This is a genomic window from Streptomyces sp. NBC_01166, assembly GCF_045039765.1.
GTDB lineage: Bacteria > Actinomycetota > Actinomycetes > Streptomycetales > Streptomycetaceae > Streptomyces.
On record NZ_CP108613.1, the window covers coordinates 1,813,138 to 1,836,903 of the forward strand.

Sequence of the window (23,766 nt, forward strand, 5' to 3'; positions counted from 1 at the left end):
ACGCTCAGTGGCCGCGGTTGATCCAGTCCTCCAGCTGCGGGGCCTCCGCGCCGATGGTCGTGGAGTCCCCGTGCCCGGTGCGGACCGCGGTCTCCGGGGGGAGGGCGAGAAGCCGGTCCCTGATCGAGTCGATGATCGTCGGGAAGTGCGAGAAGGACCGGCCCGTGGCGCCGGGCCCGCCCTGGAAGAGGGTGTCGCCGGTGAAGACGGTGTCCAGCTCCGGGGCGTACAGGCAGACCGCTCCCGGGGCGTGGCCCGGGGTGTGCAGGACCGTCAGCCGCGTTCCGGCGATCTCCAGCTCCTGGCCGTCGGCAAGCTCGGCGTCGGGGGCCCGGTGGGGGTGGGTCTGCTCCCAGAGCGGCAGGTCGTCGGGGTGCAGCAGGATCGGTGCCCCGGTCGCGTCGGCGAGGGCGGGCGCGGCGTCGATGTGGTCGTTGTGCGCGTGCGTGCAGATGATCGCGCGCAGCGTACGGCCGCCGAGCGCCGCCTGGATCGCGGCGGCGTCATGGGCGGCGTCGATGACGACGGCCTCGGTGTCGTCGCCGACGATCCAGACGTTGTTGTCGACGTCCCACTCGCCGCCGTCGAGGGCGAAGGTGCCGGAGGTGACCAGCTGGTCGATGCGGGCGGCCATCAGAACACCACCACCGAGCGCAGGACGTCACCGTCGTGCATCCGGGCGAAGGCCTGCTCGATCTCGCCGAGCTGGATGGTCTCGGTAACGAAGGCGCCCAGGTCCAGTCGTCCCTGCTGGTGCAGGTCGATGAGCATCGGGAAGTCACGCGAGGGCAGGCAGTCGCCGTACCAGGAGGACTTGAGCGAACCGCCGCGCCCGAACACGTCGAGGAGCGGGAGTTCGAGCTGCATCTCTGGCGTGGGCACTCCGACGAGGACGACGGTGCCGGCGAGGTCGCGGGCGTAGAACGCCTGCTTGTACGTCTCCGGACGGCCGACCGCCTCGATGACGACGTCGGCGCCGTTGCCGCCGGTCAGTGCGCGGATGGCCTCGACGGGGTCGTCGGAGCGGGAGTTGACGGTGTGGGTGGCGCCCATCTTCTTCGCCGTCTCCAGCTTGCGGTCGTCGATGTCGACCGCGATGATCCTGGCCGCTCCCGCGAGGCGGGCACCGGCGATCGCGGCGTCGCCGACGCCGCCGCAGCCGATGACGGCGACGGAGTCGCCGCGGCCGACCTGGCCGGTGTTGATGGCGGCGCCGATGCCCGCCATGACGCCGCAGCCGAGCAGTCCGGCGACCGCCGGGGAGACCTCGGGGTCGACCTTGGTGCACTGGCCGGCGGCGACGAGGGTCTTCTCCGCGAACGCGCCGATGCCGAGCGCCGGGGAGAGCTCGGTGCCGTCCAGGAGGGTCATCTTCTGCTTGGCGTTGTGGGTGTCGAAGCAGTACCAGGGGCGGCCGCGCAGACAGGCGCGGCACTGGCCGCACACCGCGCGCCAGTTGAGGACGACGAAGTCGCCCGGCTCGACGTCGGTGACGCCGTCACCGACGGACTCCACGACACCCGCGGCCTCGTGGCCGAGCAGGAAGGGGAAGTCGTCGTTGATGCCGCCCTGCTTGTAGTGCAGGTCGGTGTGGCAGACACCGCATGCCTGGATCTTGACCACGGCCTCGCCGGGGCCGGGGTCCGGGACCAGGATCGTCTCGACGCGCACCGGCTCGTTCTTCCCCGGTGCGATGACCCCTTGTACCTGCTGCGCCATGCCGTGGTCTCCCATCCCGACTGCCCCGTCATTCCGAAGATCGAACCCGCTCACCGTACCCGGGCGGGGGGCCGCTCATGGGGCCAGTACGTCCAGTTCGTGGAGCGCGCCGACCGCGATCTCCTTGGTCAGCCGTTCGGCACCCTCGGCGTCGCCCTCTCGTACGGCTTCGGCGAGCCGGACGTGGAGCGTGACGGCGGCCGGGTCCGGGTCCTCGAACATGACCTGGTGGTGGGTCCGGCCGGCCAGGACCTCGGCGACGACGTCGCCGAGCCGCGCGAACATCTCGTTGCCGGAGGCGTTGAGGACGATGCGGTGGAAGGCGGTGTCGTGCCGGAGGTAGCCCTCCAGCTGCTGGCCCCGCGAGGTCGCGACCATGCCGAGGGCGCACTCCGTGAGCGCGGCGCACTGCTCGGCGGTGGCGTTACGGGCCGCCAGGCCCGCGGCGACGGGTTCGACGGCGGACCGCAGCACGGTGAGGGAGCGCAGCTGCCGGGGCCGGTCGGAGCCGGCGAGCCGCCACCGGATGACCTGGGGGTCGTAGACGTTCCACTCCTCGGTGGGCCGCACGGTCACCCCGACCCGGCGCCGGGACTCGACCAGGTGCATGGATTCCAGGACGCGGACCACTTCGCGTACGACGGTGCGTGACACGTCGAACCGCTGGGCGAGCTCGTCGGTGCGCAGGACCTGGCCGGGCGGACAGTCCCCCGCCGCGATCTCCAGGCCCAGGGTGTCCAGCACATGCGTATGGAGCCCCTGGGCAGGTGTGGTCATACCCACAACCCTACGGGGCGGCCCGAGGGAACAAAAAGTACGACGTTTATGTCACAGCCTCTTGAATAAGTCGTATGTAATGGGTTTCAGTAGCGCGACGGACCGATGTCGCGGACCGATGTCGAAGAAGACAGCGAGGCACCAATGAGCACCCCCCACGTCGTCGTGGTGATGGGCGTAGCAGGGACCGGCAAGACCACGATCGGCCCCCTGCTCGCCGACGCACTGGGCGTCCCCTATGCCGAGGGCGACGACTTCCACCCGCCGGCCAACATCGCCAAGATGTCCGCCGGTACGCCCCTGGACGACAACGACCGCTGGCCGTGGCTGGACGCGATCGGGCAGTGGGCGCACGGCCGGGCGGAGCTGGGTGGCGTCGTCAGCAGCTCCGCGCTCAAGCGCTCCTACCGCGACCGGCTGCGGGCCGAGGCTCCCGGAGCCGTCTTTCTGCATCTGACCGGCGACCGGTCCCTCATCGAACACCGCATGGCGGACCGCAAGGGCCACTTCATGCCGACCGCGCTGCTCGACTCCCAGTTCGCCACCCTGCAGCCGCTGCAGGAGGACGAGGCGGGCGTCTCCGTCGACGTGTCCGGCACCCCCGAGGAAATCACCGACCGGGCCGTCGCCGCGCTGCGCCGGCTCGCGAACTAAGGATCACCACCGTGACCAGTCTCAGCGTCGAGATGCTGGCAGCGGATGCCGTCGAACCGATCACTTCGGCCGGTAACGCACAGCTGGGCATCGCCGTACTGGCGGGCATCGCCGTCATCGTCCTGCTCATCACCAAGTTCAAGATGCACGCGTTCCTCGCGTTGACCATCGGTTCACTCGCGCTCGGATCCTTCGCGGGGGCCAACCCGGCGAAGACCATCGCCAGCTTCACCGCGGGCCTCGGTTCGACCGTCGCGGGTGTCGGTGTCCTGATCGCCCTGGGTGCCATCCTGGGCAAGCTGCTCGCCGACTCCGGTGGCGCCGACCAGATCGTCGACACGATCCTCGCGAAGGCGAGCGGGCGCGCGATGCCGTGGGCGATGGTGCTGATCGCCTCGATCATCGGGCTTCCGCTCTTCTTCGAGGTCGGAATCGTGCTGATGATTCCGGTGGTGCTGCTGGTCGCCAAGCGCGGCAACTACTCGCTGATGCGGATCGGCATCCCCGCGCTCGCGGGTCTCTCCGTGATGCACGGGCTGATCCCCCCGCACCCCGGCCCGCTGGTCGCGATCGACGCGCTGGGCGCCAACCTCGGTGTCACGCTGGCCCTCGGCGTGCTGGTGGCCATCCCCACCGTGATCATCGCGGGTCCGGTCTTCTCCCGGTACGCCGCCCGCTGGGTGGACATCGAGGCGCCGGAGAAGATGATCCCGCAGCGTCCGTCCGAGGACCTGGAGCGCCGCCCCAGCTTCGGCGCGACCCTGGCGACGATCCTGCTGCCCGTCGTGCTGATGCTGATCAAGGCACTCGTCGACATCGTGGTGGACGACCCGGAGAACCACGTCCAGCGGGTCACCGACGTCATCGGCTCGCCGCTGATCGCGCTGCTCGCCGCCGTGATCGTCGGCATGTTCACCCTGGGCCGTGCGGCCGGATTCACCAAGGGCCGCCTCTCCAGCACCGTCGAGAAGTCGCTCGCCCCGATCGCGGGCATCCTGCTGATCGTGGGCGCCGGCGGTGGGTTCAAGCAGACCCTCATCGACGCCGGTGTCGGCCAGATGATCCTGGAGTTCTCCGAGAACTGGTCGATCCCCGCCCTGCTCCTCGGCTGGCTGATCGCCGTCGCGATACGGCTGGCGACGGGTTCGGCGACCGTGGCCACGATCTCCGCGGCCGGTCTGGTCGCCCCCCTCGCCGCGGACCTGTCGACCTCGCACGTCGCACTGCTCGTCCTCGCGGTCGGCGCGGGTTCGCTCTTCTTCAGCCACGTCAACGACGCGGGGTTCTGGCTGGTGAAGGAGTACTTCGGCATGGACGTCCCGCAGACGATCAAGACCTGGTCGGTGATGGAGACGATCATCTCCGTCGTCTCGCTGGGCTTCATCCTGCTGCTGTCGCTCGTGTTGTAGCCGGCCTCACTTCTCCGGCTCCCGCCACAGCGGGTGCTCGGAACGGGCCCAGAGGCGCTCGACCGACCCGGTGCGCATGCCACGGCGTGCCTCCGGGTCGGCGAGCGCCTTCGCCATGTGCCCGGCGAGGACGATGCCGATCGCGAGGGCCAGCCAGTCGTGGACGAAGGTCGCGCCCGTGCGCCACACCAGCGGGGCGAGCCCGGTGAACCACATCAGCAGTCCCGTGCCGAGCATGACGAGCACGGCGCCCGCGATCCAGGAGGCGTAGAGCTTCTGGCCCGCGTTGAACTTCCCGGCCGGCCGTGAGCCGGGCGTGCGGTCGCGGCGCAGGGCGGCCCGCAGCCACTGCCGGTCGTGCGGCCCGAACCGGTTGAGCCGGGAGAGGTCGGCGCGCAGGGCCCGGGACACGAGCCCGGCCAGCAGCGGTACGGGGACGAGCAGCCCGGACCACTCGTGCAGGGTGACCACGAGGTGCCGGCGGCCGACGAGTTCGGCGAGCTGGGGGACGTACAGGCAGGCGGCGGTGGCGACGCAGAGCAGTGTCAGCCAGGCCGTGGTGCGGTGCACCCAGCGCTCGGCGGTGGTGAAGCGCCGGATCCTCGGGGAGGGTTCAGACGGTGGGGGCGTCGTCGCGGCCGTTGGACCGGCCGACCCAGGCGTCGACGTCATAGCCGAGCTCCTCCCAGTATCCGGGGCGTACGGAGTCGGTGACGGTGATCCCGGAGAGCCATTTCGCCGACTTGTAGAAGTACATCGGGGCCACGTAGAGCCGGACCGGACCGCCGTGGGAGTGGGCCAGCGGCTTGTCCTGCATGCGCGTGGCGACCAGGACGTCGGGGCGGCGTGCCTGTTCGAGCGTGAGGCTCTCGCTGTAGGCGCCGTCGAAGCAGGTGAAGCGGATCGCCTTCGCGCCGGGCCGTACCCCTGCCGCGTCCAGCAGCGCCGAGAGCCTGACGCCCTCGAACGGGGTCTCGGGCACCCGCCAGCCGGTGACGCACTGGACGTCGCGCACCATGCGCGTCTGCGGCAGCTCCCCGAGGGTGTCGAGCGTGTACGTCGCCGGACGGTCGACCATGCCGTCCACGGTGAGGCGGTAGTCGGCGGCGGTCCTCTCGGGCACGGAGGTGGCGACCGAGTAGTAGCGGAAGCCGCCGCCGTTGGGCAGCAGGCCGGTGAGGCCGGTGGGGTCCTTGTCGGCTACGGCGCCCAGCCCGTTCTCCAGCGCACGCTGCAGTACGGGGGCGGCCGCCACCCCGGCGGCGCCGAGGCCGAGCATCGTCAGGACCAGACGGCGGCCGACGGGCGTGCCGCCGTCGTCGGGAGGGGGACTGTTCACCCGCCCATTCGAACACCCGCGGCCGCCTGTCACCAGGGGGCCGCGGGTGTGCGTCACTCTTCCGTGAGCAGCGCGGGATCAGCGCGGGCCGGGACCGACCTCCGCCGCCTTCTCCAGCTGGAACGCCTCGTTGCCGAGACCGATCCTGGCGTGCACCTCGGGCCTGGTGCGGCGCAGCACCGCCCCGTAGACCAGGCCCCCGGCGAGGGCCAGGACGATGACGCCTGGCAGCAGCCAGTTCAGCACCGAGCCGGGGCCGGAGCCGACCAGGACGTCGAAGTCCCGGACGGTGAAGACGGCGATGGCCAGCAGGGCGAGGCCCGCGAGCCCGGAGGCGACGAGCCGGGGCGCCTGGGCCCGGCCGGCGCCGCGCCGTACGAAGAACGCGATGACCGCGAAGGAGGCCGCGGCCATCAGCACGATGACGCCGAGCGCACCGACATTGCCCATCCAGGTGAACAGGTGCAGGACGGGCGCGGTCGGGTCGCCGACCGGGTTGTCGTCGGTGAGGGCGAAGGCGAGCACGATCACGACGGAGAGCGCGGACTGGAGCATGGAGCCGGTGGCGGGTGCTCCGCTCGCCTTGTTGGTGCGGCCGAAGCCCGCCGGCAGCAGCCCCTCACGGCCCATGGCGAACGCGTAGCGGGCCACCACGTTGTGGAAGCTGAGCAGCGCGGCGAACATGCCGGTGACGAACAGCACGTGCAGGACGTCGGTGAAGGTGGCGCCGAGCCGCTCCTCGGTGAGGCCGAAGAGCATCCCCGGGCCCTGCTCGACGGACATGCCCGCGATGGACGAGGGGCCCGCGGCGACGGTCAGGGCCCAGGAGCTGACGGCGAGGAACAGGGCGGCGTAGCCCACGGCCAGGAACATCACGCGGGACACGACGACCTGCGGGCGGCTGGTCTCCTCGGCGTACACCGGGGCCTGCTCGAAGCCGACGAACGCGGCGATGCAGAAGCAGAGCGCGGTGCCCAGGCCGGCTCCGGTCAGCGTCTCGGGGTTGAACGCGTGCAGCGACAGTCCCTCGGGGCCGGGCTCGGCGACGGCGGCGATGTCGAAGATCACGACGAGGGCGCACTCGATGACGAGCAGCACTCCGAGCACCTTGGCGTTGAGGTCGATCTTCAGCCAGCCCAGTACGCCGACGACGACCACGGCGACCAGGGCGGGGATCCACCACTGGAGGTCGATCTCGAGGTACGTGGCGAAGAGGCCCGAGACCTCGAAGCCGAGGATGCCGTAGATGCCGACCTGCATGGCGCTGTAGGCGACCAGCGCGACGAGCGAGGCGCCCGCGCCGGCCGTGGGGCCGAGGCCGCGGGCGATGTACGCGTAGAAGGCGCCGGCGTTGTGGACGTGCCGGCTCATCTCCGCGTAACCCACGCCGAACAGCATCAGGACGATGCCGAGGATGACGTAGAGCAGGGGCTGTCCGACGATGCCCATCACCCCGAAGACCGTGGGCATCACCCCGGCGACGACCATCAGGGGGGCGCTGGCGGCGAGGACGGACAGGAGCAGTCCGGGGGTGCCGAGCCGGTCGGCGCGCAGCGCGCGTTCCTCGCCCTTGTAGGTGTTGATCCCGCCGGTGCCGGCGGTCCCGGTCGTGCCGGTCTCGCTCGTATCTGTTCTGCCCGTCGACATGGCGGGGGTGGTCCCTTCCTCGATAACGAACGTGCGTCAGGGGGCACCGAGCGCGAGGGTGCGCGCGGCGACGAATTCGGGGTACGGGTCGCGGCCCGCGTACGACCACGGGGCCTCGGTCGCGTGGAGGCCGATGCGGTGGAAGATCGCGGCGGCCTCGGCGGGGCGGCCTTCGCAGATCTTCGCGTGGGCGAGGAAGTTGAGGTCGGCGGTGTGTCGGGGGTGGTCCTCGCGTTCCCATTCGAGCCACCAGTCGAAGGCGGCCTTCATCACCTGTCTGGCCCGCCGCCCCGACCAGTGGCCCGAGGCCGCCGGGTCGTCGGACACGGCACCGGCCGCGGCCAGGACGCGGTAGCGCTCGGCGTGGGCGACGACGGGGAGCACGGCGAGCGGCGAGTCGGCCGGGGCCTGCTCGGCGGCCCAGGCGGCGAAGTCGTACACCTCGTGGAGCGGGTCGCTCTCCGGGTGCGCCTCGGCGAGGCCTGCCGTCATGAGGTGGTGGGCGTGGTGGTGTTCGGGATGCCGGGCGCGGATCTCCTCGAAGTCCCTGGCGGCCGCCTCGTGGGTGCCGTGTGTGCGCTCCAGCGTCATCAGGCCGAGCCAGGGGGTGGGGTCGACGGGGTCCAGCGCGGCCGCGGCCAGGCACGCCTCGCGTGCCCGGGCCGCCTCACCTGCGCCGGCCTTGGGGCGCTGGGCACGGGCGACGGTGGCGCAGGCGAGGAGAGTAGTGGCGTCGCGGCTGTCCGGCTCGGCGAGCAGCCAGTCGCGCGCCCACCCGGCGGCGGACGGGACTGCGGCGAGGGCGAGGAGCCGGTGGCCGCGGCGGTCCCAGTCGGTGCCGGTCGCGACGAGCAGCGAGCGGGCCCGGGTCCAGCGGCCCTGGGCGAACTGCCCTCTTACGTCGATGAGTTCGCCGTCGTCGAGCGCCAGGTCGAAGGTGTGGTCCGGACGTACGCCCTTGCGGCGGGAACGGCCCAGGGGCGGCGGAGGCGGAGACATCCGCAGGCTTCCTTTTCCACTTCGACATGACGCGAGCACATATCGATGCTGTGTGCGAGCAAACGATCGCGGACAGCAAAGCGGTAGGCAATGGTCCGAGTCAAGGCCGGACCTGCCCCAACTGCGTGCATTTCACACACAGTTGACCGCGCAGCGAGGGTGGTCTGAACCATTCACGCAGTTCGCGAGCACGTACGGATGTGACGGGTGGGGCGGACGTGACGCGTGCCACACTGCCGCCATGGAGAACCGTGAACCGCTCAAGCCCTTCCTTCTCGCATTCCCCGGGCCCCTGCGCGACCAGCTGGTCGCGGCCGTGCTCTCGGGCGAGAAGGTCTCCACCTCCGGGCTGCTCGCGGAGTACGAGGTGGAGCGGGAGGAGCTGCCGCCGGTGGGCGAGCGGTCCGCGCTCATCGACTCCGCGGGGCGGGAGGTCGCCGTGGTCGAGCTGACGGAGGTGGAGGTGCTGCCGCTGGGGTCGGTCGGGCTGCGGCACGCGCTGGACGAGGGCGAGGGGTACACCTCGGTCGCCGGGTGGCGGGCGGGGCACGAGGCGTTCTGGCACAGCGAGGAGATGCGGGAGGCGCTGGGGGAACCGGAGTTCACCGTGGACGACGACACGATGATCGTGGCGGAGCGCTTCCGGGTGGTGGAGCTGCTGGAGTGACCGGCCGGCACTCCCGGCCTCCGGCCGGAGTCACCGCCCGCCGCCCCCGGGGCTCCTCCGGAGGGGCGGGCGGCGGGCCTCAGCCGGTCGCCTCCGCGGCCGCACGGCCCGCCGTCCGGCCCGAGAAGATGCAGCCGCCGAGGAAGGTGCCCTCCAGGGAGCGGTAGCCGTGGACCCCGCCGCCGCCGAAGCCCGCCGCCTCCCCTGCCGCGTACACCCCGGGCAGCGGGGTGCCGTCCTCGGTCAGGACGCGGGAGGACAGGTCCGTCTCCAGCCCCCCGAGAGACTTGCGGGTCAGGATGTTCAGCCGTACGGCGATGAGCGGGCCCGCGGCGGGGTCGAGGATGCGGTGCGGCTTCGCCGTGCGGATCAGTTTGTCGCCCAGGTAGGAGCGGGCGCCGTTGATCGCCGTGATCTGGAGGTCCTTGGTGAAGGGGTTGGCGATCTCACGGTCCCGGGCGGTGATCTCGCGACGCAGGGCGTCCTCGTCGATGAGTGCCTCGCCGGTGAGCGCGTTCATCCCGCGTACGAGCGCGCCGAGGTCCTTCTCCACGACGAAGTCCACGCCCTTGTCCATGAACGCCTTCACGGGCCCGGGGACGTCGGCGCGCGCCCTGCCGATCACGTCGCGCACGGACTTCCCGGTCAGGTCCGGGTTCTGCTCGGAGCCGGAGAGCGCGAACTCCTTGCCGATGATCTTCTGGTCGAGGACGAACCAGGTGTAGCCGTGGCCGGACCGCATGATGTGTTCGAGGGTGCCCAGGGTGTCGAAGCCCGGGAAGAGCGGCACCGGCAGCCTCGTGCCGCGGGCGTCCAGCCAGAGGGAGGACGGGCCCGGCAGGATCCGGATGCCGTGCTTGTCCCAGATGGGGTTCCAGTTCTCGATGCCCTCGGTGTAGTGCCACATCCGGTCGCGGTTGATGTGACGGGCGCCCGCCTTCTCGGCGATGCCCAGCATCAGTCCGTCGACATGGGCGGGCACACCGGAGAGCATCTTCTCCGGCGGGGTGCCCAGCCGCTCGGGCCACTGGGCGCGCACCAGGTCGTGGTTGCCGCCGATGCCGCCGGAGGTGACGATCACGGCCTGGGCCCTGAGCTCGAAGGCGCCGGTGGCCTCGCGGCTGCTCGCGGTGCCCCGCTCGGCGGCGCTCTCCTCCAGGATCTCGCCGGTGACCGTGTCGACGGCTCCGGCCGAGCGCCCGAGGCCGGTCACCCGGTGGCGGAAGCGCAGCTGGACGAGGCCCTTCGCCACGCCCTCACGGACGCGGCGCTCGAAGGGGGCGACGACGCCGGGCCCGGTGCCCCAGGTGATGTGGAAGCGGGGGACGGAGTTGCCGTGGCCGTTCGCGTCGTAGCCGCCGCGTTCGGCCCAGCCGACGACGGGGAAGAACCGCACCCCCTGGGCGTGCAGCCAGGACCGCTTCTCCCCGGCCGCGAAGTCGACGTACGCCTCCGCCCACTTCCGCGGCCAGTAATCCTCGTCACGGTCGAAGCCGGCGGTGCCGTACCAGTCCTGGAGGGCCAGGTCGTGGCTGTCCTTGATCCGCATCCGGCGCTGCTCGGGCGAGTCGACGAGGAAGAGCCCGCCGAAGGACCAGTGCGCCTGGCCGCCGACGGACTGCTCGGGTTCCTGGTCGAGCAGGATCACCGTGCGGCCCGCGTCGACCAGCTCGGCGGTGGCCGCCAGCCCCGCGAGTCCTGCCCCGATCACGATCACATCAGCGTCGTACGCCATGGGTTCCATCCTTCGGGGCGGTGCGGGGGCAGGGGCGGGCGAAGTTACTTGTGGGTCAGATCTTCGGTACGGGCCGCTCCCACGTCAACCGTCCGGCGGCGGCCGCCTCACGTCTCCGGAACACCCGCGGGGCTATCGTCGGACCGTGTCCTTGCTGGTACTCCTGCTCTCCGTGGGCGCCGCGTGCTGTACGGGCTTCGGTTTCGTCCTGCAGCAGGACGCGGCTCGCCGCGCACCACCGAGCGACTTCCTGTCGCCCCGACTCCTGCTCGACCTGATGAGGGTGCCGAGCTGGCTGGCCGGCATCGGCCTGATGATCTGCGGCATGGCCCTGGGGGCGCTGGCGCTCGGGCAGGGTGAGGTGTCGGTCGTCGAACCCCTGCTCGCCACCAATCTGCTCTTCGCGCTGGCCCTGTCGCGCTACTTCACCGGGCAGCGTCTCGGCCGCCAGGGGTGGGGTGGCCTCTGTCTGCTGGCCGGAGGCGTCACCGCGTTCCTGCTGGGTGGCCAACCGCGCGGCGGCGAGGCGGTGACGGAGCCGTTGCGTCACTGGCTGGTCATCGGCCTGGTGGCGGGGCTCGCGCTGGCCCTGACCGCCTTCGCCAGACATCCGCGCGCTCCGTGGACCCCCACGCTGCTGGGGGTGGCGGGAGGCCTGCTGAACGGACTGCAGGACGCCCTCACCCGGGTCAGCGGACTGCGGCTGGGCGAGGGCGGGTGGGGTGCGCTGTTCACAGGCTGGCAGCCGTACGCGCTCGTCGTCATGGGCGTGACCAGCCTGATCATCGTCCAGAGCGCGTTCGAGGCGGGGCCGCTGCGGATGTCCCTGCCGGGGCTGACCGCCGCGCAGCCGCTGGCGGGGATCGTCTGCGGGATCGGCTTCCTCGGCGACCAGGTGCGCACGGACACCGGCGCCCTGGCCTGGCAGGCCGCGGGGCTTGCCGCGATCGTGGCCGGGATCGTGCTGCTGGGGCTGCACCCGGCGATGCCGGAGGGCAAGGAGAAACACGGTGCCACGGCCGCCGACCGGTTGATGTTGGATGGACCCCATGACACCGGCTGACGAAATCCTGGACATCGTCGACGAGAACGACGAGGTCGTCGGACAGGCGCCACGCGGCGAGGCCACCGCGCGCGGCCTGCGCCACCGCTGCGTCTTCATCGAGGCACGGGATCCGGCGGGCCGGCTGTTCGTGCACCGCAGGACGGCGACGAAGCTGGTCTTCCCCTCGCACTACGACATGTTCGTCGGCGGGGTCGTGGGCGCGGGCGAGACGTACGACGAGGCGGCGCTCCGGGAGGCCGAGGAGGAGCTGGGGGTCTCGGGTCTCCCCCGGCCCACCCCGCTCTTCAAGTACCTCTACGAGAGTCCTCGGCACAGCTGGTGGTCGTACGTGTACGAGGTGCGCTGCGAGCTGCCCGTGCGGCCCCAGGCGGAGGAGGTCGACTGGCACACCTTCCTGACCGACGCGGAGCTGGAGGGGCGTCTCGGCGACCGGACGTGGGTGCCGGACGGGCTGGAGACCTACCACCGGCTGCGGGATTTCCGGGCGGCGGGCGACCGGGCGGGGACCTCCGCGTGAGCGGTTTCGTGCGCGGACTGCGGCTGTGGTTCGCCCCGGAGCGCATCCGCGAGGAGGGCGACACACCGGACTACCGCTTCTCGCTCGCCAACGAGCGCACCTTCCTCGCCTGGATCCGGACCGCTCTCGCACTCATCGGCGGCGGTTTCGCGGTCGACCAGTTCCTCCCGGAACTGGCGTGGGGTGTCCGCGCCGGCCTGGCCCTCGGGCTGCTGGCGGCCGGGGTGCTCTGCGCGCTGCGGGCCGTCAACCACTGGGTGCGGTGCGAGCGGGCGATGCGGCGCGGGGAGGATCTGCCGGTGTCGCGCTTCCCCGCGATGCTCAGCCTCGTGGTCGCCGTGGTGGCGGTCGCGATGGTGGTGGTGGTCCTGTTCGGATGGGAGGGCCGGTGACCGCCACCGGGCGCGACCCCGGCCTCCAGCCCGAGCGGACGCGGCTGGCCTGGCGCCGCACCACCCTGTCGTGCACGGTGGTGGCCCTGCTCGCGTTCCGGCAGGCGCTGCACCACGGGGCGACCGGGGCCGGGGTGCTCGCGGTGGCCCTGAGCCTGCTGGCCTGGCTGGGGTTCCTCGTGGTGGCGCACCGCCGGGTGACGGGCATGGGGTCCGCCGGGCCGCCCGCCGCGATGTCGCCGCGCCATGCGCTGACGGCGGCCGCCTGCACGGTCGCGCTCGCGGTGTTCGCCGCCGCGACGCTGTTCTGAGGGCCGTGCGGCCTCAGTCCTCCCAGGCCACGGCGACGACGATCTTGCCCCGGGTGCGCCCCTCCTGGTTGAGCCGGTAGGCCTCGGCGGCCTCCTCAAGGGGGAAGACCCGGTCGACGTGGACGGAGATGATGCCCTGCTCGGCGAGTCCGGCGAGGTGGGCGAGGTCGGCGGCGTCGGGCCGTACGAAGGCGTAGCGCCCGCCGTAGGAGAAGACCTCGGCGTCGGCGATGGACGCGAGCCGGCCCTCGGGCGCGAGGGTCTCGGCGGAGATCCGGAGGGCTTCCCCGCCGACCGTGTCGAACGCCGCGTCGAAGCCGTCGGGGACCAGGTCGCGGAGGCGGGCGGCCAGCCCGTCGCCGTACTCCACGGGTTCGCCGCCCAGCCTGCGTACGTAGTCGTGGTTGTGGGGCCCGGCCGTGCCCACGACCCGGCAGCCCGCGTGCCGGGCGAGCTGGACGGCGAGCGAGCCGACCCCTCCGGCGGCCGCGTGGACGAGGACGGTCTCGCCCTCCTGGACCTTGAGGGTGCGGTGCAGCACCTGGTGAGCGGTGAGGCCGCACAGCGGCAGGCCCGCCGCCTCCTCGAATCCGACGCTCAGGGGCTTGCGGGCGAGGGTGCGCACGGGTGCGGCGACGTACTCGGCGAAGGTGCCGCGCGAGAGGAAGTCCTCGCGCACGTAGCCGATGACCTCGTCCCCCACCGCGAACTCGTCCACGGCGGCGCCGGGCTGGACCACGACACCGGAGACGTCCCAGCCGGGGATGACGGGGAACACGGCCTCCAGCCCAGCCTGGAGGTAGCCCTCGCGGGCCTTCCAGTCGACGGGGTTGACGGCCGCCGCCCGCACCTTCACCAGGACCGAGTCGGGCCCGACCTTCGGGTCGGGCCGCTCGCCGTACTCCAGTACGTCGGCCGAGCCGTACCTGCTGTAGCTGATCGCCTTCATGCTCCGACGATCGGCGTGGTCCCGGGTGCCCGCAACTCAGGCCGTGACCACCTCGAAGGGCGGCAGCAGGGTCCGGGGGTCGTGGCCGGTGTGCCAGAGCCCGATGAGGAACGCCGTGGTCGCCTCCAGATACGCGGCCCGGTCGAGCCCGCCCGCCGGCAGGGGGACGCAGCCGAGGTCCCGGACCAGGGTCCCGACCGTCTCCAGGGCCGCCGCGTCGTCGCCGCAGAGCGGGACCGCGAGCCGGCCCTCGGCGAGGGCGGGCGGTGGCAGCCGCCACACCGAGTCGGGCAGGTGGTTGAAGGCCTTGACGACCCGCGCGCCGGTGGCGTCGGCGATCGTACGGGCTGCCCCCGGCCCCGTGCCGGTGGTGAGCCGGAAGCCGGCCCCGACGGCGTTGGTGCAGTCGACGACCACCCGGCCGCGCAGCGGTCCGTCCGCCGCGCCGAGTGCCGCGAGGACGCCCGCCACGGCGTCGTACGGCAGGGCGAGCAGCACCGCGTCGCCGAAGGCGGCCGCCTCCCCGAGCGTGCCGGCGCTCTGGCCGGTGCGGTCCGCGAGGGCCTCGGCCCGTGCCGTGCAGCGGCCTCCGAAGAGCACGCGGTGGCCTGCTGCCGCCCACCGGCCGCCCAGTGCCTCCGCCATGTTGCCGGTCCCGATGATGCCGATGCGCATGTACCTCTCCCCTGAACGCCCGTCACGTAGCGTCGTGCCGCAGGGGACGTTAGGGGTTCCGTTGCGCACCGTTCGGTGCCCGACGGACGGGGAAGGGGCATTCATGGACCGGCTGCTCGCCGACTGCCGGGCGCGGCTCGGCTTCGATCTGCTGGGGAACACCTGGAATCCGGTGGTCCTGTACGCCCTGGGGACGGGCCCGCGCCGTCCCCGTGAGCTCCTTACGGAGATCGGTGGCATCAGCGCCAAGGTGCTGACCGAGACACTGCGCAGGCTGGAGGGGTACGCGCTGGTGGAGCGCCGGGCGTACGCCGAGGCGCCACCGCGGGTGGAGTACGCCCTGACCGCGCTCGGCCGGACGCTGCTGGAGCCGATCGAGGCGCTGGGCCGCTGGTCGGCGACGTACGGGGACGCCTTCGTGGAGGCGCAGGGCTGGGAGGACTGACCCGGACCGGGGCGGGGAGCCGGAGATCACTTCTCGGATTCCGGGAGGACACTGGACGACATACCGACTGGTCGGCATCATGGTCCCGACCGTTCAACGTCCCGGAGGTGCGCCCCATGAGCCCAGTCCACCCGCCAGGTCTCGATCTCGACCTGCTGCGCGGCCATCTCGACCGTGAGCGGCCGGGGCTGGTGAACGGACCGCTCGACGCCCGGGTCATCGAGGGCGGCCGCTCGAACCTCACCTACATCGTCACCGACGGCACCGGGCAGTGGGTCGTGCGCAGGCCTCCCCTGGGCCATGTGCTGGCCACCGCACACGACATGAAGCGCGAGCACCGGGTGATCAGCGCCCTGCACTCCACGGCGGTCCCGGTGCCGGAGACTCTCCTGCTCTGCGAGGACGAGGCGGTGATCGGCTCGCCGTTCTACGTCATGGAGTACGTCGAGGGGACCCCCTACCGCACCGCGGAGCAGCTGTCCCCGCTGGGCGCCGAACGCACCAGGGCCGTCGTCCTGGGGCTCGTGGACACCCTGGTGGATCTGCACGCCGTGGACCCGGCCGCCGTCGGCCTCGGTGACTTCGGGCGTCCGGACGGCTTCCTGGACCGGCAGCTGCGGCGCTGGGGCAAGCAGCTGGACGCGTCACGCAACCGTGAGCTCGCCGGCATCGACGAGCTGCACGCCGCACTCGGCCGGGAGCTGCCCGTCTCCCCCGCGCCCGCCGTCGTGCACGGTGACTACCGCCTGGACAACGTCCTCATCGGTCAGGACGACCGGATCAAGGCGGTCCTGGACTGGGAGATGTCCACGCTCGGCGACCCGCTCACGGACCTCGGCCTGCTCGTGATGTACAGCTCCGACCTGGGCCTGCCCGAGTCGCCCGTCTCGACCACCAGCGGCGCCCCCGGCCATCCCGGCCCCGCCGAGCTGATCGAGCGCTACGCCGCCCGGTCCGGCCGCGACACCTCCGCCATCTCCTGGTACACGGCCTTCGCGTGGTTCAAGCTCGCCGTGATCCTCGAGGGCATCCACTACCGCTACACCCTGGGCCAGACCGTCGGCGCCGGCTTCGACCGCATCGGCGACCTGGTCCCGGTCTTCATCTCGCACGGCCTCACCACCCTCCAGGAAGGCTGATCACCCCGTGGACTTCGCATTCGACGCCCGTACCGAAGAGCTGCGCACCAAGCTGCTCACGTTCATGGACGAGCACGTCCACCCCGCCGAGGAGGTGGCCGAGGAGCAGCGCGCGCGGCTGGCGTCGCCGTGGGACACCCCGCAGGTCGTGGAGGACCTGAAGGCGGAGGCGCGCAGGCAGGGCCTGTGGAACCTCTTCCTGCCCGACGCGGAGTACGGCGCCGGGCTGACCAACCTCCAGTACGCCCCGCTGGCCGAGATCACCGGCCGCAGCCCCCACCTGGCGCCGACCGCGCTGAACTGCGCGGCGCCGGACACCGGGAACATGGAGGTGCTCTTCCAGTTCGGCTCGGAGGCGCAGAAGAAGCAGTGGCTGGAGCCGCTGCTCGCCGGGGAGATCCGCTCGGCGTTCGCGATGACGGAGCCCGACGTGGCCTCGTCGGACGCGACGAACATCGAGACCCGGATCGCCCGTGACGGCGACGAGTACGTCATCAACGGGCGCAAGTGGTACATCTCCGGGGCGATGAACCCGGACTGCGCGATCTTCATCGTGATGGGGAAGACCGACCCGGACAACGAGGACATCCGCCGTCAGCAGTCGATGATCCTGGTCCCGCGTGACACCCCGGGCCTGGAGGTGCGCCGTGCGATGCAGGTGTACGGCTACGAGGACCACTCCCACGGCGGCCACGCCGAGGTCGTCTTCACCGACGTACGCGTGCCCGCCGCCAATCTGATCGGCGAGGAGGGCGGCGGCTTCGCCATCGCCCAGGCGCGGCTGGGCCCGGGACGGATCCACCACTGCATGCGGCTGATCGGGATGGCCGAGCGCGCGATCGAGCTGATGTGCCGGCGGGCCGTGGCCCGTACGGCCTTCGGCAAGCCGCTGGCGCAGCAGGGCGTGGTCCAGAACTGGATCGCGGACGCCCGGGTGACGGTGGAGCAGCTGCGGCTGCTGGTGCTGAAGACGGCCTGGCTGATGGACACGGTGGGCAACCGCGGTGCGCACACCGAGATCCAGTCGATCAAGATCGCCACCCCGCGGGCGGTGTGCGACATCCTCGACCAGGCGGTGCAGCTGTACGGCGCCGGCGGCGTCAGCCAGGACTTCCCGCTGGCCGAACTCTGGTCGTCGGCACGGACGCTGCGGCTGGCGGACGGGCCTGACGAGGTGCACCAGCGGTCGCTGGCGCGGCGCGAGATCAAGAAGTACCTCTGAGCCCGATGCGGGGAGGCGCCCCCCGTGGCACCTCCCCGGCCGGTCAGAAGGTGAGCCCCCAGCTGTCGATGTAGCCGGTGTCCTGAGCGGCGACGTCCCGGACCTGGAGCTTCCAGGCCCCGTTGGCCGCCTCGGCGGACGCGTTGACCGTGTACGTCGCGATCACGTTGTCGGCCGAGTCGCTGCCGCTGGAGTTCTTCAGCCGGTAGGCGGTCCCGTCCGGCGCGAGCAGGTCGACGACGAGGTCACCGCGGTAGGTGTGCTTGATGTCGACGGCCACCTTGAGGGCCGAAGGGGCGTTGCCCGTACGGCCGGTGACGGAGACCGGCGAGGTCACGGCGGCCCCGTTGTCGGGGACGGCGACATCGGCGGCGTTGGTGAACACCGTGCCGGTCGGCGGGGTGACCGTGCCCGCCGACAGGGTCCAGACGGCGTGGGCGACCGCGTCGCTGTTGCGGTCCAGGGCCGTGTCGTTGATGTTGGCCGTCGTGTCGCACGAGGAGTGGTAGCAGCGGTCGAAGGACTGGCCCGCCGTGCCGCCCCACTTCTGCGCCTGGGCGCTCGTCTTCGTGTAGTCCGCGCCGGAGAAGAGCCCGCCCACGGGGACGCCCGCGTTCTTGAACGGGGCGTGGTCGGAGCGGCCGTCGCCTTCGGTCTCTATCTCGGTGGGTATCGACAGACCCGCGTAGTAGTCCTTGAAGGTCTGCTCGATGACCGGGTCGTCGTCGTAGACGAAGTAGCCGGGGTTGGGCGAGCCGATCATGTCGAAGTTGAGGTACCCGGCGAGCTTGGAACGCTCGGCGGTGGCCAGGTTGTTGACGTAGTACTTCGAGCCGACGAGTCCCAGCTCCTCGGCGCCCCACCAGGCGAAGCGCAGGTGCTTGTCCGGCGCGAGCTGAGCCCGGGAGACCGCGAGGGCGGTCTCCAGCACGGCGGCCGAGCCCGATCCGTTGTCGTTGATGCCGGCGCCGGAGGTCACCGAGTCGAGGTGGGACCCGGCCATAAGGACCTGGTTCGGGTCGCCGCCCGGCCAGTCGGCGATCAGGTTGTACCCGGTGGCCCCGCCGGAGGTGAACTGCTGGAGCGCCGTGGTGTATCCGGCGGCGTCCAGCTTGGCCTTCACGTAGTCGACGGACGCCTTGTAACCGGCCCTCCCGTGGGCCCGGTTGCCGCCGTTGGCGGTGGCGATCGACTGGAGCTGGGTGAGGTGCGCCTTGACGTTGGCGAGCGGGATGTCGGGGGCCGCGGCGGCGGCTCGGGGTGCGGCCTGGGCGGCCGGGGCGGCTGTCGCCAGCAGGGCGGCGACCGCGAGCGCGGCGGCGGAGAGGGATCTGCGACGGGCAGGTCTCATCGGGGGGCTCCGGATTCCGTTCGGGGACTGACGGAACGTGCGGGGGTCCCCGGGCGTGCACGACCGGGGCCTGGAGCGGTGGGGCTGGAAGCGCGCCCCCGATGCTCGGGTAGATGACCGAGCACCGTCAAGGGTGGATTCCGGACAGGCGTGTTCGCTGACCGGACACGCTCCTCTGGAACCGACGTACGCGTGCGCCGGAGCGTCTGGCGGCGGGGCACGCGCCGGGGGCGCTCGTCTGTGGTGTTCTGCCTGTTCAGCACGTTTCGCGCGCCGTGGCCCGGCCTCTTGGCGGGGTGTTCCGGTGGCCGCACACTCCGATTGGGATCCCGGTCGGGAGCCCCGCCCATGGCGTCGCGTGAAACGAGAGGCCCTCCATGCTCCCGCTCCGTCTGTCCGCCGCAGCCCTGTCCGCCGCGGCCCTCCTGCTGGCCGCCGCCTCCACCACCGCGTCCGCTCACACGCACGACACGAAGACGCACACCACCGTGCCGGACATCGCCGGCGGAGGCTTCGAGACGCCCGTCGTCCCGGCTCCGTCCCTCTTCACCACCTACCTCGGCGGGCAGGCCGTCGGCCCCTGGGCGGGCGGCGGCAACAGCGTCGACCTGACCTCCGACCGCCTGTGGGACGCCGCCGAGGGCAGCCAGTCGCTGGACCTCAACGGCAGTACGTCCGGCAGCGTCTCGCAGGAGATATCGACGCACCCCCTGACCTCGTACGTCGTCAGCTTCGAACTGGCCGGCAATCCGGCCTGGGCGCCCGCCCTGAAGACGGGTGAACTCAGAGTGGACGGCGTCCCCGTGAAGACGTTCAGCTTCGACGTCACGGGCCACGGTTTCCGGAACATGGGCTACACCCGGCAGACCGCCGTCTTCACCAACCTGCTGAAGAGCTCCGTCACCCTCACCTTCGCCAGCACCAGCCCCGGCCTCGGCGGCCCGGTCATCGACGACGTCCGGGTCCGGAGCTGCCTGCTGGTGCTCTGTCCGCCCGTCTCCTGATGCCGGATTCGCCGGGGCTTGTCAGTGCCGTCCGATAGCTTCCGGGGTATGGGGAGTTCTGGTGGGTCGCTGACGACCCGGTCCACGGCCGGCCTGCGCGGCCTCATGGAATCGGCCGGCTTCACGGAGGTCGAGGACGGGGAGTCACCGGCGGAGGGCTGGCAGGTGGCCGACTTCGCGGAGTACGGCCGACGCAGCGTGGCGGATCTCGTACGGCAAACCGGCGCCCCGGCGATCCTGGTGTCCTTCCTGGACAGCGATGTGGCGTTCGTCGAAGCGGTCACACCGGAGGGCGGGACGTGGGAGGCCGTCCTCAACCGCGACATGGCCGATGACTACGGCATACCGCTCGACCGATTCCCGGTCGGAGCCGCCGCGAGAGAGGCACTGGCCTGGGCGACCGCCGCAGGACTGACGGCGGATGAGGAGCTCCTGCATCAGGCCCTCACCGGGGCGGCGGCGTTCGCGGAGGAGCTGTCGTCGCTGCTGTTCACCGCTCTGGGCCTGTCGGGCCGGAGCTGAACGTCCAGGGGGCGGCGCAGCGCCCGGAGGGCCCGGTGCGCCGGGGCACCTCCGGGCCGGCCGCCATGTGCGGCCGGCGGGGCGGGCGCCGGGACGCCGTCAGGGGCGCAGCGCCCTCAGCAGCAGGTCGGCCAGGTGGTCCGCGACCTCCTGCTGGCTGAGCGGGCCGTCCGGGCTGTACCACGTGGACAGGTGGTGGACCGAGCCGAAGTGGTAGTCGACGACCAGGTCGGCCGGGGTCGCGGCGGAGAAGACTCCGGCGTTCTGGCCCTCTTCGATCAGGGCGCGGAAGCGTTCGTGGTAGCGCCGCCGTTCCATCCGGACCTGCTTGTTCTTCTCCGGGCTCAGGTGGTGCATCGAGCGGAAGAAGATCGAGGCGTCGTCGAGGTTGTCGATGGTGGTGACCACCACGTCCGCCGCCGCGTCACGCAGCCGCTGCTCGATCGGCGCCTCGGCGTTCGCGTAGGCGTCGAGCCGCTCCTGCTGGAGCCGCAGCACCCGGGCGTAGACCTCCTGGAGGAGGTCTTCCTTGGAGCCGAAGTAGTGGTAGAGCGCCCCTTTGGTGACGCCCGCCGCCTCGACGATCTCCTGGACGGAGGTGCGGTCGTACCCCTGTTCCGCGAAGAGCCGGGTGGCGGCGGCCAGCAGCCTCTGGGGGACGGGCGTACCGTTCCCGTCCGTCGCCTTGGCCATTGCCGCCACCTGTCCTCTCGTACCGTGCGTGAACTGTTCTAACGGGGGGAACGCAGTTCCCGCCTGAGGATCTTCCCACTCGCCGTCTTCGGGAGCTCGGTCAGGATCTCCACTTCACGCGGGTACTTGTAGGCGGCCAGCCGTTCCTTGCAGTACGCGCTGAGCTCGCCGGGCTCCGTCGCGGCGCCCGGCCGCAGGCTGACGTAGGCCCGGACGGTCTCCCCCCGATAGGCGTCGGGGACTCCCACGACGGCCGCCTCGCGGACCGCCGGGTGGGTGTAGAGGACGTCCTCGACCTCCCGGGGCCAGACCTTGAAGCCGGAGGCGTTGATCATGTCCTTCTTGCGGTCCACGACGTAGAGCCAGCCCGCCGTGTCCATGAAGCCGATGTCCCCGGTGCGCAGCTCGCCGTCCGGGAAGGCGGCCTCGGTGGCCTCCGGAAGGTTCCAGTAGCCGGAGACGACCTGCGGTCCGCGTACGGCGATCTCGCCCTGTTCGCCGAAGGGGACGTCGTCGCCCTTCTCGTCGATGATCCTGACCACGGTGTCGGGCCCGGGGACGCCGACGGACAGGGTCCCGGACACGGGGTCGACGGGCGCCTCGTGCTCCGGTGGTACGGAGGCGCAGGGCGCGGTGCACTCGGTGAGTCCGTAGCCGTTGCGGATGTACGGGCCGAACCCCTCGCGGAACTTCTCGACCAGGGCGGGAGGCAACGGCGCGCCGCCCGAGGAGATCACCTCGAAGGAGGCGAAGTGCTCCCGGGTGACGTCCGGGTGCGCGGCGAGCGCCATGAAGGCGGTCGACGGGCCCACCGTGTAGGCGGGCCGGTGCTCGGCGAAGGCCTCCAGGACGACGCTCGCCTCGAAGCGGTACGCGAGGACCAGAGTGCCCGCGTTGGCGATACAGGCGGCGAGCTGGCAGACCATGCCGGTGATGTGGAAGAGCGGGGCGAGCGCGAAGTAGGACGAGCCCTCCTCGATGGGGTGACCGGCCCGCTGACGCTCCGCGTTGATCATGATGTTGCCCTGGGAGTTCATGGCCCCCTTGGGGGTGCCGCTCGTCCCGGACGTGTAGCTGATCAGGGCGGTGTCCGACGCGGTGAGCTCCCGGCCCTCGGGGGCCGCGAGACCGCGACGGGCCACCTCCACCAGATCGGAGGCCCGGTCGCCGGGGCCGGGCGCGGGGAGCCGCTCGAAGCCGAGCACGCGCGGGTCGTCGGCCGACTGGAGGTCGAGCTCGCAGGCCGTGAGAACTGTCGTCACGCTCGGTGCGGCCTCCGCGGTGGCCCGCAGATAGGACTCCCAGGCCCGGTCGGAGCAGATGAGGGCGGTCACCTCCGCGTCCTTCAGCACATGCCCGACCTCGCCGGACTTGTACATCGGGTTGAGCGGGACGACGGTCGCGCCGGCCTTCCAGGCCCCGAGCAGCGCGAGCACGAAGTGCGGGGTGTTCTGGAGCATGATCGCGACCCGGTCGCCCCGCCGCAGCCCCTCGGCAGCGAGGTGCCCCGCCACGGAGTCGGACAGCTCGTCCGTCTCGCGGTAGCTGAGCCGCCCGTCGAAGTAGGCGAGCGCGGTGTGGTCCGGGGCCCGTCCGACGGCTGCCCGGAAGGCGTGCACCATGGTCTCGGCGGGGTGGACGGGGGCGAGCTGGGCCTCGCTGAGCAGGGCCGTCCAGGGCTTCGCCGCGTAGATCGACTCGGTCATGCGCCGGCCTCCTCCCACTTCTGCTGCAGGTGGTTCATGTTGCCGATCCAGTGGTCGGGGTCCTTGGCGCGGGCACGGTAGTAGCCGGCCACCTCGGGGTGCGGCAGGACGAGGAAGCGGTCCTGCTCCATGGCGTCGAACAGGGCGTCGGCGACGGCCTCCGGCTCGATCGCGGTGGGCGCGAGCACGAGGTCGCCCGCGGAGCCGGCGGCCGTGAGCATGTCCGTGCGCACACCCTGGGGGCAGATCGTGTGGACCTTGATCCCGCGGTGCCGGTAGGTCAGTGAGAGCCACTCGGCGAAGGCGACGGCGCCGTGCTTCGTCACGCTGTACGGGGCGGCGCCGATCATGGTCAGCAGGCCGGCCGCCGACGCGGTGGAGACGAAGCGGCCGCTGCCGCGCTCCAGCCACTCCGGCAGCAGTGCCTTGGCCGCGCGGACGTGCGCCATGACGTTGACGTCCCAGGCCCGGGCCCAGACGTCCTCCTCCGCGAAGGCGTCGCCGCCCGAGGCGAGGCCGGCATTGGCGCAGTACACGTCCACGGTGCCGCCGAGCGCCTCGCGCGCGGCGTCCACGATGACGGAGGCGTCGCCGGCCACGACCGTGCCGCCGATCTCCTCGGCGAGCGCCTTGACCCGCTCGCCGTCCAGGTCGTTGACGACGACCCGCGCGCCCTCCGCGGCGAATCTGCGGGCGAGGGCGGCCCCGATGCCGCCTCCGGCTCCCGTCACCACTACGCCAGCGCCCTGCACCGTACTCATCGGTCCCGCCTCTCTCAGCCGTCTTCCTGGCAGACTAACCAGTCGGTATGTGATCGGGGAAGGGGTT

At 71.7% G+C, this 23,766-nt stretch carries 26 protein-coding genes; 12 read left to right on the forward strand and 14 right to left on the reverse strand.

Going from position 1 to position 23,766, the window contains the following annotated elements; genetic code table 11:
• Positions 1-4: 4 nt before the first annotated feature.
• From OG379_RS08375 to OG379_RS08385, 3 genes are all read right to left on the reverse strand, one after another.
• Entirely contained in the window at positions 5-634 is a 630-nt protein-coding gene (locus OG379_RS08375) for an MBL fold metallo-hydrolase (RefSeq protein ID WP_405660827.1), read from the reverse strand.
• Positions 634-1,719, reverse strand: coding sequence for an S-(hydroxymethyl)mycothiol dehydrogenase (locus OG379_RS08380; RefSeq protein WP_362937692.1), 1,086 nt, complete (start codon positions 1,717-1,719; stop codon positions 634-636). Before OG379_RS08380 ends, OG379_RS08375 begins: the two co-directional genes overlap by 1 nt.
• A 75-nt stretch (positions 1,720-1,794) precedes the next feature.
• Positions 1,795-2,496, reverse strand: a complete 702-nt coding sequence (locus tag OG379_RS08385) for a FadR/GntR family transcriptional regulator (RefSeq protein ID WP_393758076.1) — start codon at positions 2,494-2,496, stop codon at positions 1,795-1,797.
• 144 nt (positions 2,497-2,640) lie between these two features.
• On the opposite strand from OG379_RS08385, the gene OG379_RS08390 reads away from it, so the two are divergent.
• Both OG379_RS08390 and OG379_RS08395 read left to right on the forward strand, forming a co-directional pair.
• Entirely contained in the window at positions 2,641-3,150 is a 510-nt protein-coding gene (locus OG379_RS08390; RefSeq protein WP_405660829.1) for a gluconokinase, read from the forward strand.
• A gap of 11 nt (positions 3,151-3,161) precedes the next feature.
• Positions 3,162-4,559, forward strand: coding sequence for a GntP family permease (locus OG379_RS08395; RefSeq protein WP_104790221.1), 1,398 nt, complete (start codon positions 3,162-3,164; stop codon positions 4,557-4,559).
• A gap of 6 nt (positions 4,560-4,565) precedes the next feature.
• Here OG379_RS08395 and OG379_RS08400 read toward each other — a convergent pair whose 3' ends face one another.
• The 4 genes from OG379_RS08400 to OG379_RS08415 form a co-directional block, all read right to left on the reverse strand.
• On the reverse strand, positions 4,566-5,231 hold the full coding sequence (locus OG379_RS08400) for a cytochrome b/b6 domain-containing protein (RefSeq protein ID WP_393758072.1): 666 nt from the start codon (positions 5,229-5,231) through the stop codon (positions 4,566-4,568).
• Positions 5,173-5,838, reverse strand: a complete 666-nt coding sequence (locus OG379_RS08405; RefSeq protein ID WP_405668445.1) for a molybdopterin-dependent oxidoreductase — start codon at positions 5,836-5,838, stop codon at positions 5,173-5,175. Before OG379_RS08405 ends, OG379_RS08400 begins: the two co-directional genes overlap by 59 nt.
• A gap of 138 nt (positions 5,839-5,976) precedes the next feature.
• Positions 5,977-7,545, reverse strand: coding sequence for an APC family permease (locus OG379_RS08410; RefSeq protein ID WP_393758070.1), 1,569 nt, complete (start codon positions 7,543-7,545; stop codon positions 5,977-5,979).
• 36 nt (positions 7,546-7,581) lie between these two features.
• The gene (locus OG379_RS08415) at positions 7,582-8,544 is read right to left on the reverse strand and encodes a hypothetical protein (RefSeq protein WP_405660832.1); all 963 of its coding nucleotides are present in this window, start codon (positions 8,542-8,544) and stop codon (positions 7,582-7,584) included.
• A 241-nt stretch (positions 8,545-8,785) separates the two neighbouring features.
• On the opposite strand from OG379_RS08415, the gene OG379_RS08420 reads away from it, so the two are divergent.
• Positions 8,786-9,211, forward strand: a complete 426-nt coding sequence (locus tag OG379_RS08420; protein ID WP_405660833.1) for an ASCH domain-containing protein — start codon at positions 8,786-8,788, stop codon at positions 9,209-9,211.
• A 79-nt stretch (positions 9,212-9,290) separates the two neighbouring features.
• Here OG379_RS08420 and OG379_RS08425 read toward each other — a convergent pair whose 3' ends face one another.
• Complete coding sequence (locus OG379_RS08425; RefSeq protein WP_405660835.1) at positions 9,291-10,946, reverse strand: FAD-binding dehydrogenase; 1,656 nt, start codon at positions 10,944-10,946, stop codon at positions 9,291-9,293.
• Between the two features lie 145 nt (positions 10,947-11,091).
• On the opposite strand from OG379_RS08425, the gene OG379_RS08430 reads away from it, so the two are divergent.
• From OG379_RS08430 to OG379_RS08445, 4 genes are read left to right on the forward strand one after another with little or no spacing between them, the layout of a single operon-like run.
• On the forward strand, positions 11,092-12,009 hold the full coding sequence (locus OG379_RS08430; RefSeq protein ID WP_393758062.1) for a DMT family transporter: 918 nt from the start codon (positions 11,092-11,094) through the stop codon (positions 12,007-12,009).
• Positions 11,996-12,529 carry an NUDIX hydrolase gene (locus tag OG379_RS08435; RefSeq protein WP_405660837.1) on the forward strand — a complete coding sequence of 178 codons (534 nt, stop codon included), beginning with the start codon at positions 11,996-11,998 and terminating at the stop codon, positions 12,527-12,529. The genes OG379_RS08430 and OG379_RS08435 overlap by 14 nt, the downstream gene beginning before the upstream one ends.
• A complete protein-coding gene (locus OG379_RS08440; RefSeq protein WP_393758058.1) occupies positions 12,526-12,921 on the forward strand; it encodes a YidH family protein in 396 nt (131 codons plus the stop codon). Before OG379_RS08435 ends, OG379_RS08440 begins: the two co-directional genes overlap by 4 nt.
• Entirely contained in the window at positions 12,918-13,232 is a 315-nt protein-coding gene (locus OG379_RS08445) for a DUF202 domain-containing protein (RefSeq protein ID WP_405660840.1), read from the forward strand. The genes OG379_RS08440 and OG379_RS08445 overlap by 4 nt, the downstream gene beginning before the upstream one ends.
• Before the next feature lie 13 nt (positions 13,233-13,245).
• Here OG379_RS08445 and OG379_RS08450 read toward each other — a convergent pair whose 3' ends face one another.
• Together OG379_RS08450 and OG379_RS08455 are read right to left on the reverse strand one after the other, a co-directional pair.
• Entirely contained in the window at positions 13,246-14,181 is a 936-nt protein-coding gene (locus OG379_RS08450) for an NADP-dependent oxidoreductase (RefSeq protein ID WP_393758054.1), read from the reverse strand.
• Positions 14,182-14,217: 36 nt separating this feature from the next.
• Entirely contained in the window at positions 14,218-14,856 is a 639-nt protein-coding gene (locus tag OG379_RS08455) for an NADPH-dependent F420 reductase (protein WP_405660842.1), read from the reverse strand.
• Between the two features lie 103 nt (positions 14,857-14,959).
• On the opposite strand from OG379_RS08455, the gene OG379_RS08460 reads away from it, so the two are divergent.
• The 3 genes from OG379_RS08460 (at position 14,960) to OG379_RS08470 (ending at position 17,662) form a co-directional block, all read left to right on the forward strand.
• Positions 14,960-15,301, forward strand: coding sequence for a winged helix-turn-helix transcriptional regulator (locus OG379_RS08460; RefSeq protein ID WP_393758050.1), 342 nt, complete (start codon positions 14,960-14,962; stop codon positions 15,299-15,301).
• A 116-nt stretch (positions 15,302-15,417) separates the two neighbouring features.
• Positions 15,418-16,440 (forward strand): phosphotransferase family protein, encoded by a 1,023-nt coding sequence (locus OG379_RS08465; RefSeq protein ID WP_405660845.1) that lies wholly within the window; start codon positions 15,418-15,420, stop codon positions 16,438-16,440.
• Between the two features lie 7 nt (positions 16,441-16,447).
• Positions 16,448-17,662 carry an acyl-CoA dehydrogenase family protein gene (locus tag OG379_RS08470; RefSeq protein WP_393758046.1) on the forward strand — a complete coding sequence of 405 codons (1,215 nt, stop codon included), beginning with the start codon at positions 16,448-16,450 and terminating at the stop codon, positions 17,660-17,662.
• A gap of 43 nt (positions 17,663-17,705) precedes the next feature.
• Here the strand turns inward: OG379_RS08470 and OG379_RS08475 are convergent, their stop codons facing one another.
• Positions 17,706-19,013, reverse strand: coding sequence for a M28 family metallopeptidase (locus tag OG379_RS08475; protein WP_405660848.1), 1,308 nt, complete (start codon positions 19,011-19,013; stop codon positions 17,706-17,708).
• A gap of 377 nt (positions 19,014-19,390) precedes the next feature.
• Between OG379_RS08475 and OG379_RS08480 the strand changes: the two genes are divergently transcribed.
• Entirely contained in the window at positions 19,391-20,017 is a 627-nt protein-coding gene (locus tag OG379_RS08480; RefSeq protein ID WP_405660851.1) for a DUF642 domain-containing protein, read from the forward strand.
• A gap of 48 nt (positions 20,018-20,065) precedes the next feature.
• Positions 20,066-20,539, forward strand: coding sequence for a hypothetical protein (locus OG379_RS08485; RefSeq protein ID WP_405660853.1), 474 nt, complete (start codon positions 20,066-20,068; stop codon positions 20,537-20,539).
• 99 nt (positions 20,540-20,638) lie between these two features.
• Here OG379_RS08485 and OG379_RS08490 read toward each other — a convergent pair whose 3' ends face one another.
• From OG379_RS08490 to OG379_RS08500, 3 genes are read right to left on the reverse strand one after another with little or no spacing between them, the layout of a single operon-like run.
• Positions 20,639-21,232, reverse strand: coding sequence for a TetR/AcrR family transcriptional regulator (locus tag OG379_RS08490; protein WP_393758038.1), 594 nt, complete (start codon positions 21,230-21,232; stop codon positions 20,639-20,641).
• 38 nt (positions 21,233-21,270) lie between these two features.
• Positions 21,271-22,938, reverse strand: coding sequence for an AMP-binding protein (locus OG379_RS08495; protein WP_405660857.1), 1,668 nt, complete (start codon positions 22,936-22,938; stop codon positions 21,271-21,273).
• Positions 22,935-23,699, reverse strand: coding sequence for an SDR family oxidoreductase (locus OG379_RS08500; RefSeq protein WP_405660859.1), 765 nt, complete (start codon positions 23,697-23,699; stop codon positions 22,935-22,937). The genes OG379_RS08495 and OG379_RS08500 overlap by 4 nt, the downstream gene beginning before the upstream one ends.
• Positions 23,700-23,766 lie beyond the last annotated feature (67 nt).

Excerpts from the sequence above, each read along its gene's own strand:
- OG379_RS08375 (WP_405660827.1), bottom strand. The coding sequence starts at position 634 with ATGGCCGCCCGCATCGACCAGCTGGTCACCTCCGGCACCTTCGCCCTC.
- OG379_RS08380 (WP_362937692.1), bottom strand. The coding sequence starts at position 1,719 with ATGGCGCAGCAGGTACAAGGGGTCATCGCACCGGGGAAGAACGAGCCG.
- OG379_RS08385 (WP_393758076.1), bottom strand. The coding sequence starts at position 2,496 with ATGACCACACCTGCCCAGGGGCTCCATACGCATGTGCTGGACACCCTG.
- OG379_RS08390 (WP_405660829.1), top strand. The coding sequence starts at position 2,641 with ATGAGCACCCCCCACGTCGTCGTGGTGATGGGCGTAGCAGGGACCGGC.
- OG379_RS08400 (WP_393758072.1), bottom strand. The coding sequence starts at position 5,231 with ATGACGTCGACGCCTGGGTCGGCCGGTCCAACGGCCGCGACGACGCCC.
- OG379_RS08405 (WP_405668445.1), bottom strand. The coding sequence starts at position 5,838 with ATGCTCGGCCTCGGCGCCGCCGGGGTGGCGGCCGCCCCCGTACTGCAG.
- OG379_RS08410 (WP_393758070.1), bottom strand. The coding sequence starts at position 7,545 with ATGTCGACGGGCAGAACAGATACGAGCGAGACCGGCACGACCGGGACC.
- OG379_RS08415 (WP_405660832.1), bottom strand. The coding sequence starts at position 8,544 with ATGTCTCCGCCTCCGCCGCCCCTGGGCCGTTCCCGCCGCAAGGGCGTA.
- OG379_RS08420 (WP_405660833.1), top strand. The coding sequence starts at position 8,786 with ATGGAGAACCGTGAACCGCTCAAGCCCTTCCTTCTCGCATTCCCCGGG.
- OG379_RS08425 (WP_405660835.1), bottom strand. The coding sequence starts at position 10,946 with ATGGCGTACGACGCTGATGTGATCGTGATCGGGGCAGGACTCGCGGGG.
- OG379_RS08435 (WP_405660837.1), top strand. The coding sequence starts at position 11,996 with ATGACACCGGCTGACGAAATCCTGGACATCGTCGACGAGAACGACGAG.
- OG379_RS08450 (WP_393758054.1), bottom strand. The coding sequence starts at position 14,181 with ATGAAGGCGATCAGCTACAGCAGGTACGGCTCGGCCGACGTACTGGAG.
- OG379_RS08455 (WP_405660842.1), bottom strand. The coding sequence starts at position 14,856 with ATGCGCATCGGCATCATCGGGACCGGCAACATGGCGGAGGCACTGGGC.
- OG379_RS08460 (WP_393758050.1), top strand. The coding sequence starts at position 14,960 with ATGGACCGGCTGCTCGCCGACTGCCGGGCGCGGCTCGGCTTCGATCTG.
- OG379_RS08465 (WP_405660845.1), top strand. The coding sequence starts at position 15,418 with ATGAGCCCAGTCCACCCGCCAGGTCTCGATCTCGACCTGCTGCGCGGC.
- OG379_RS08475 (WP_405660848.1), bottom strand. The coding sequence starts at position 19,013 with ATGAGACCTGCCCGTCGCAGATCCCTCTCCGCCGCCGCGCTCGCGGTC.
- OG379_RS08480 (WP_405660851.1), top strand. The coding sequence starts at position 19,391 with ATGCTCCCGCTCCGTCTGTCCGCCGCAGCCCTGTCCGCCGCGGCCCTC.
- OG379_RS08485 (WP_405660853.1), top strand. The coding sequence starts at position 20,066 with ATGGGGAGTTCTGGTGGGTCGCTGACGACCCGGTCCACGGCCGGCCTG.
- OG379_RS08490 (WP_393758038.1), bottom strand. The coding sequence starts at position 21,232 with ATGGCCAAGGCGACGGACGGGAACGGTACGCCCGTCCCCCAGAGGCTG.
- OG379_RS08495 (WP_405660857.1), bottom strand. The coding sequence starts at position 22,938 with ATGACCGAGTCGATCTACGCGGCGAAGCCCTGGACGGCCCTGCTCAGC.
- OG379_RS08500 (WP_405660859.1), bottom strand. The coding sequence starts at position 23,699 with ATGAGTACGGTGCAGGGCGCTGGCGTAGTGGTGACGGGAGCCGGAGGC.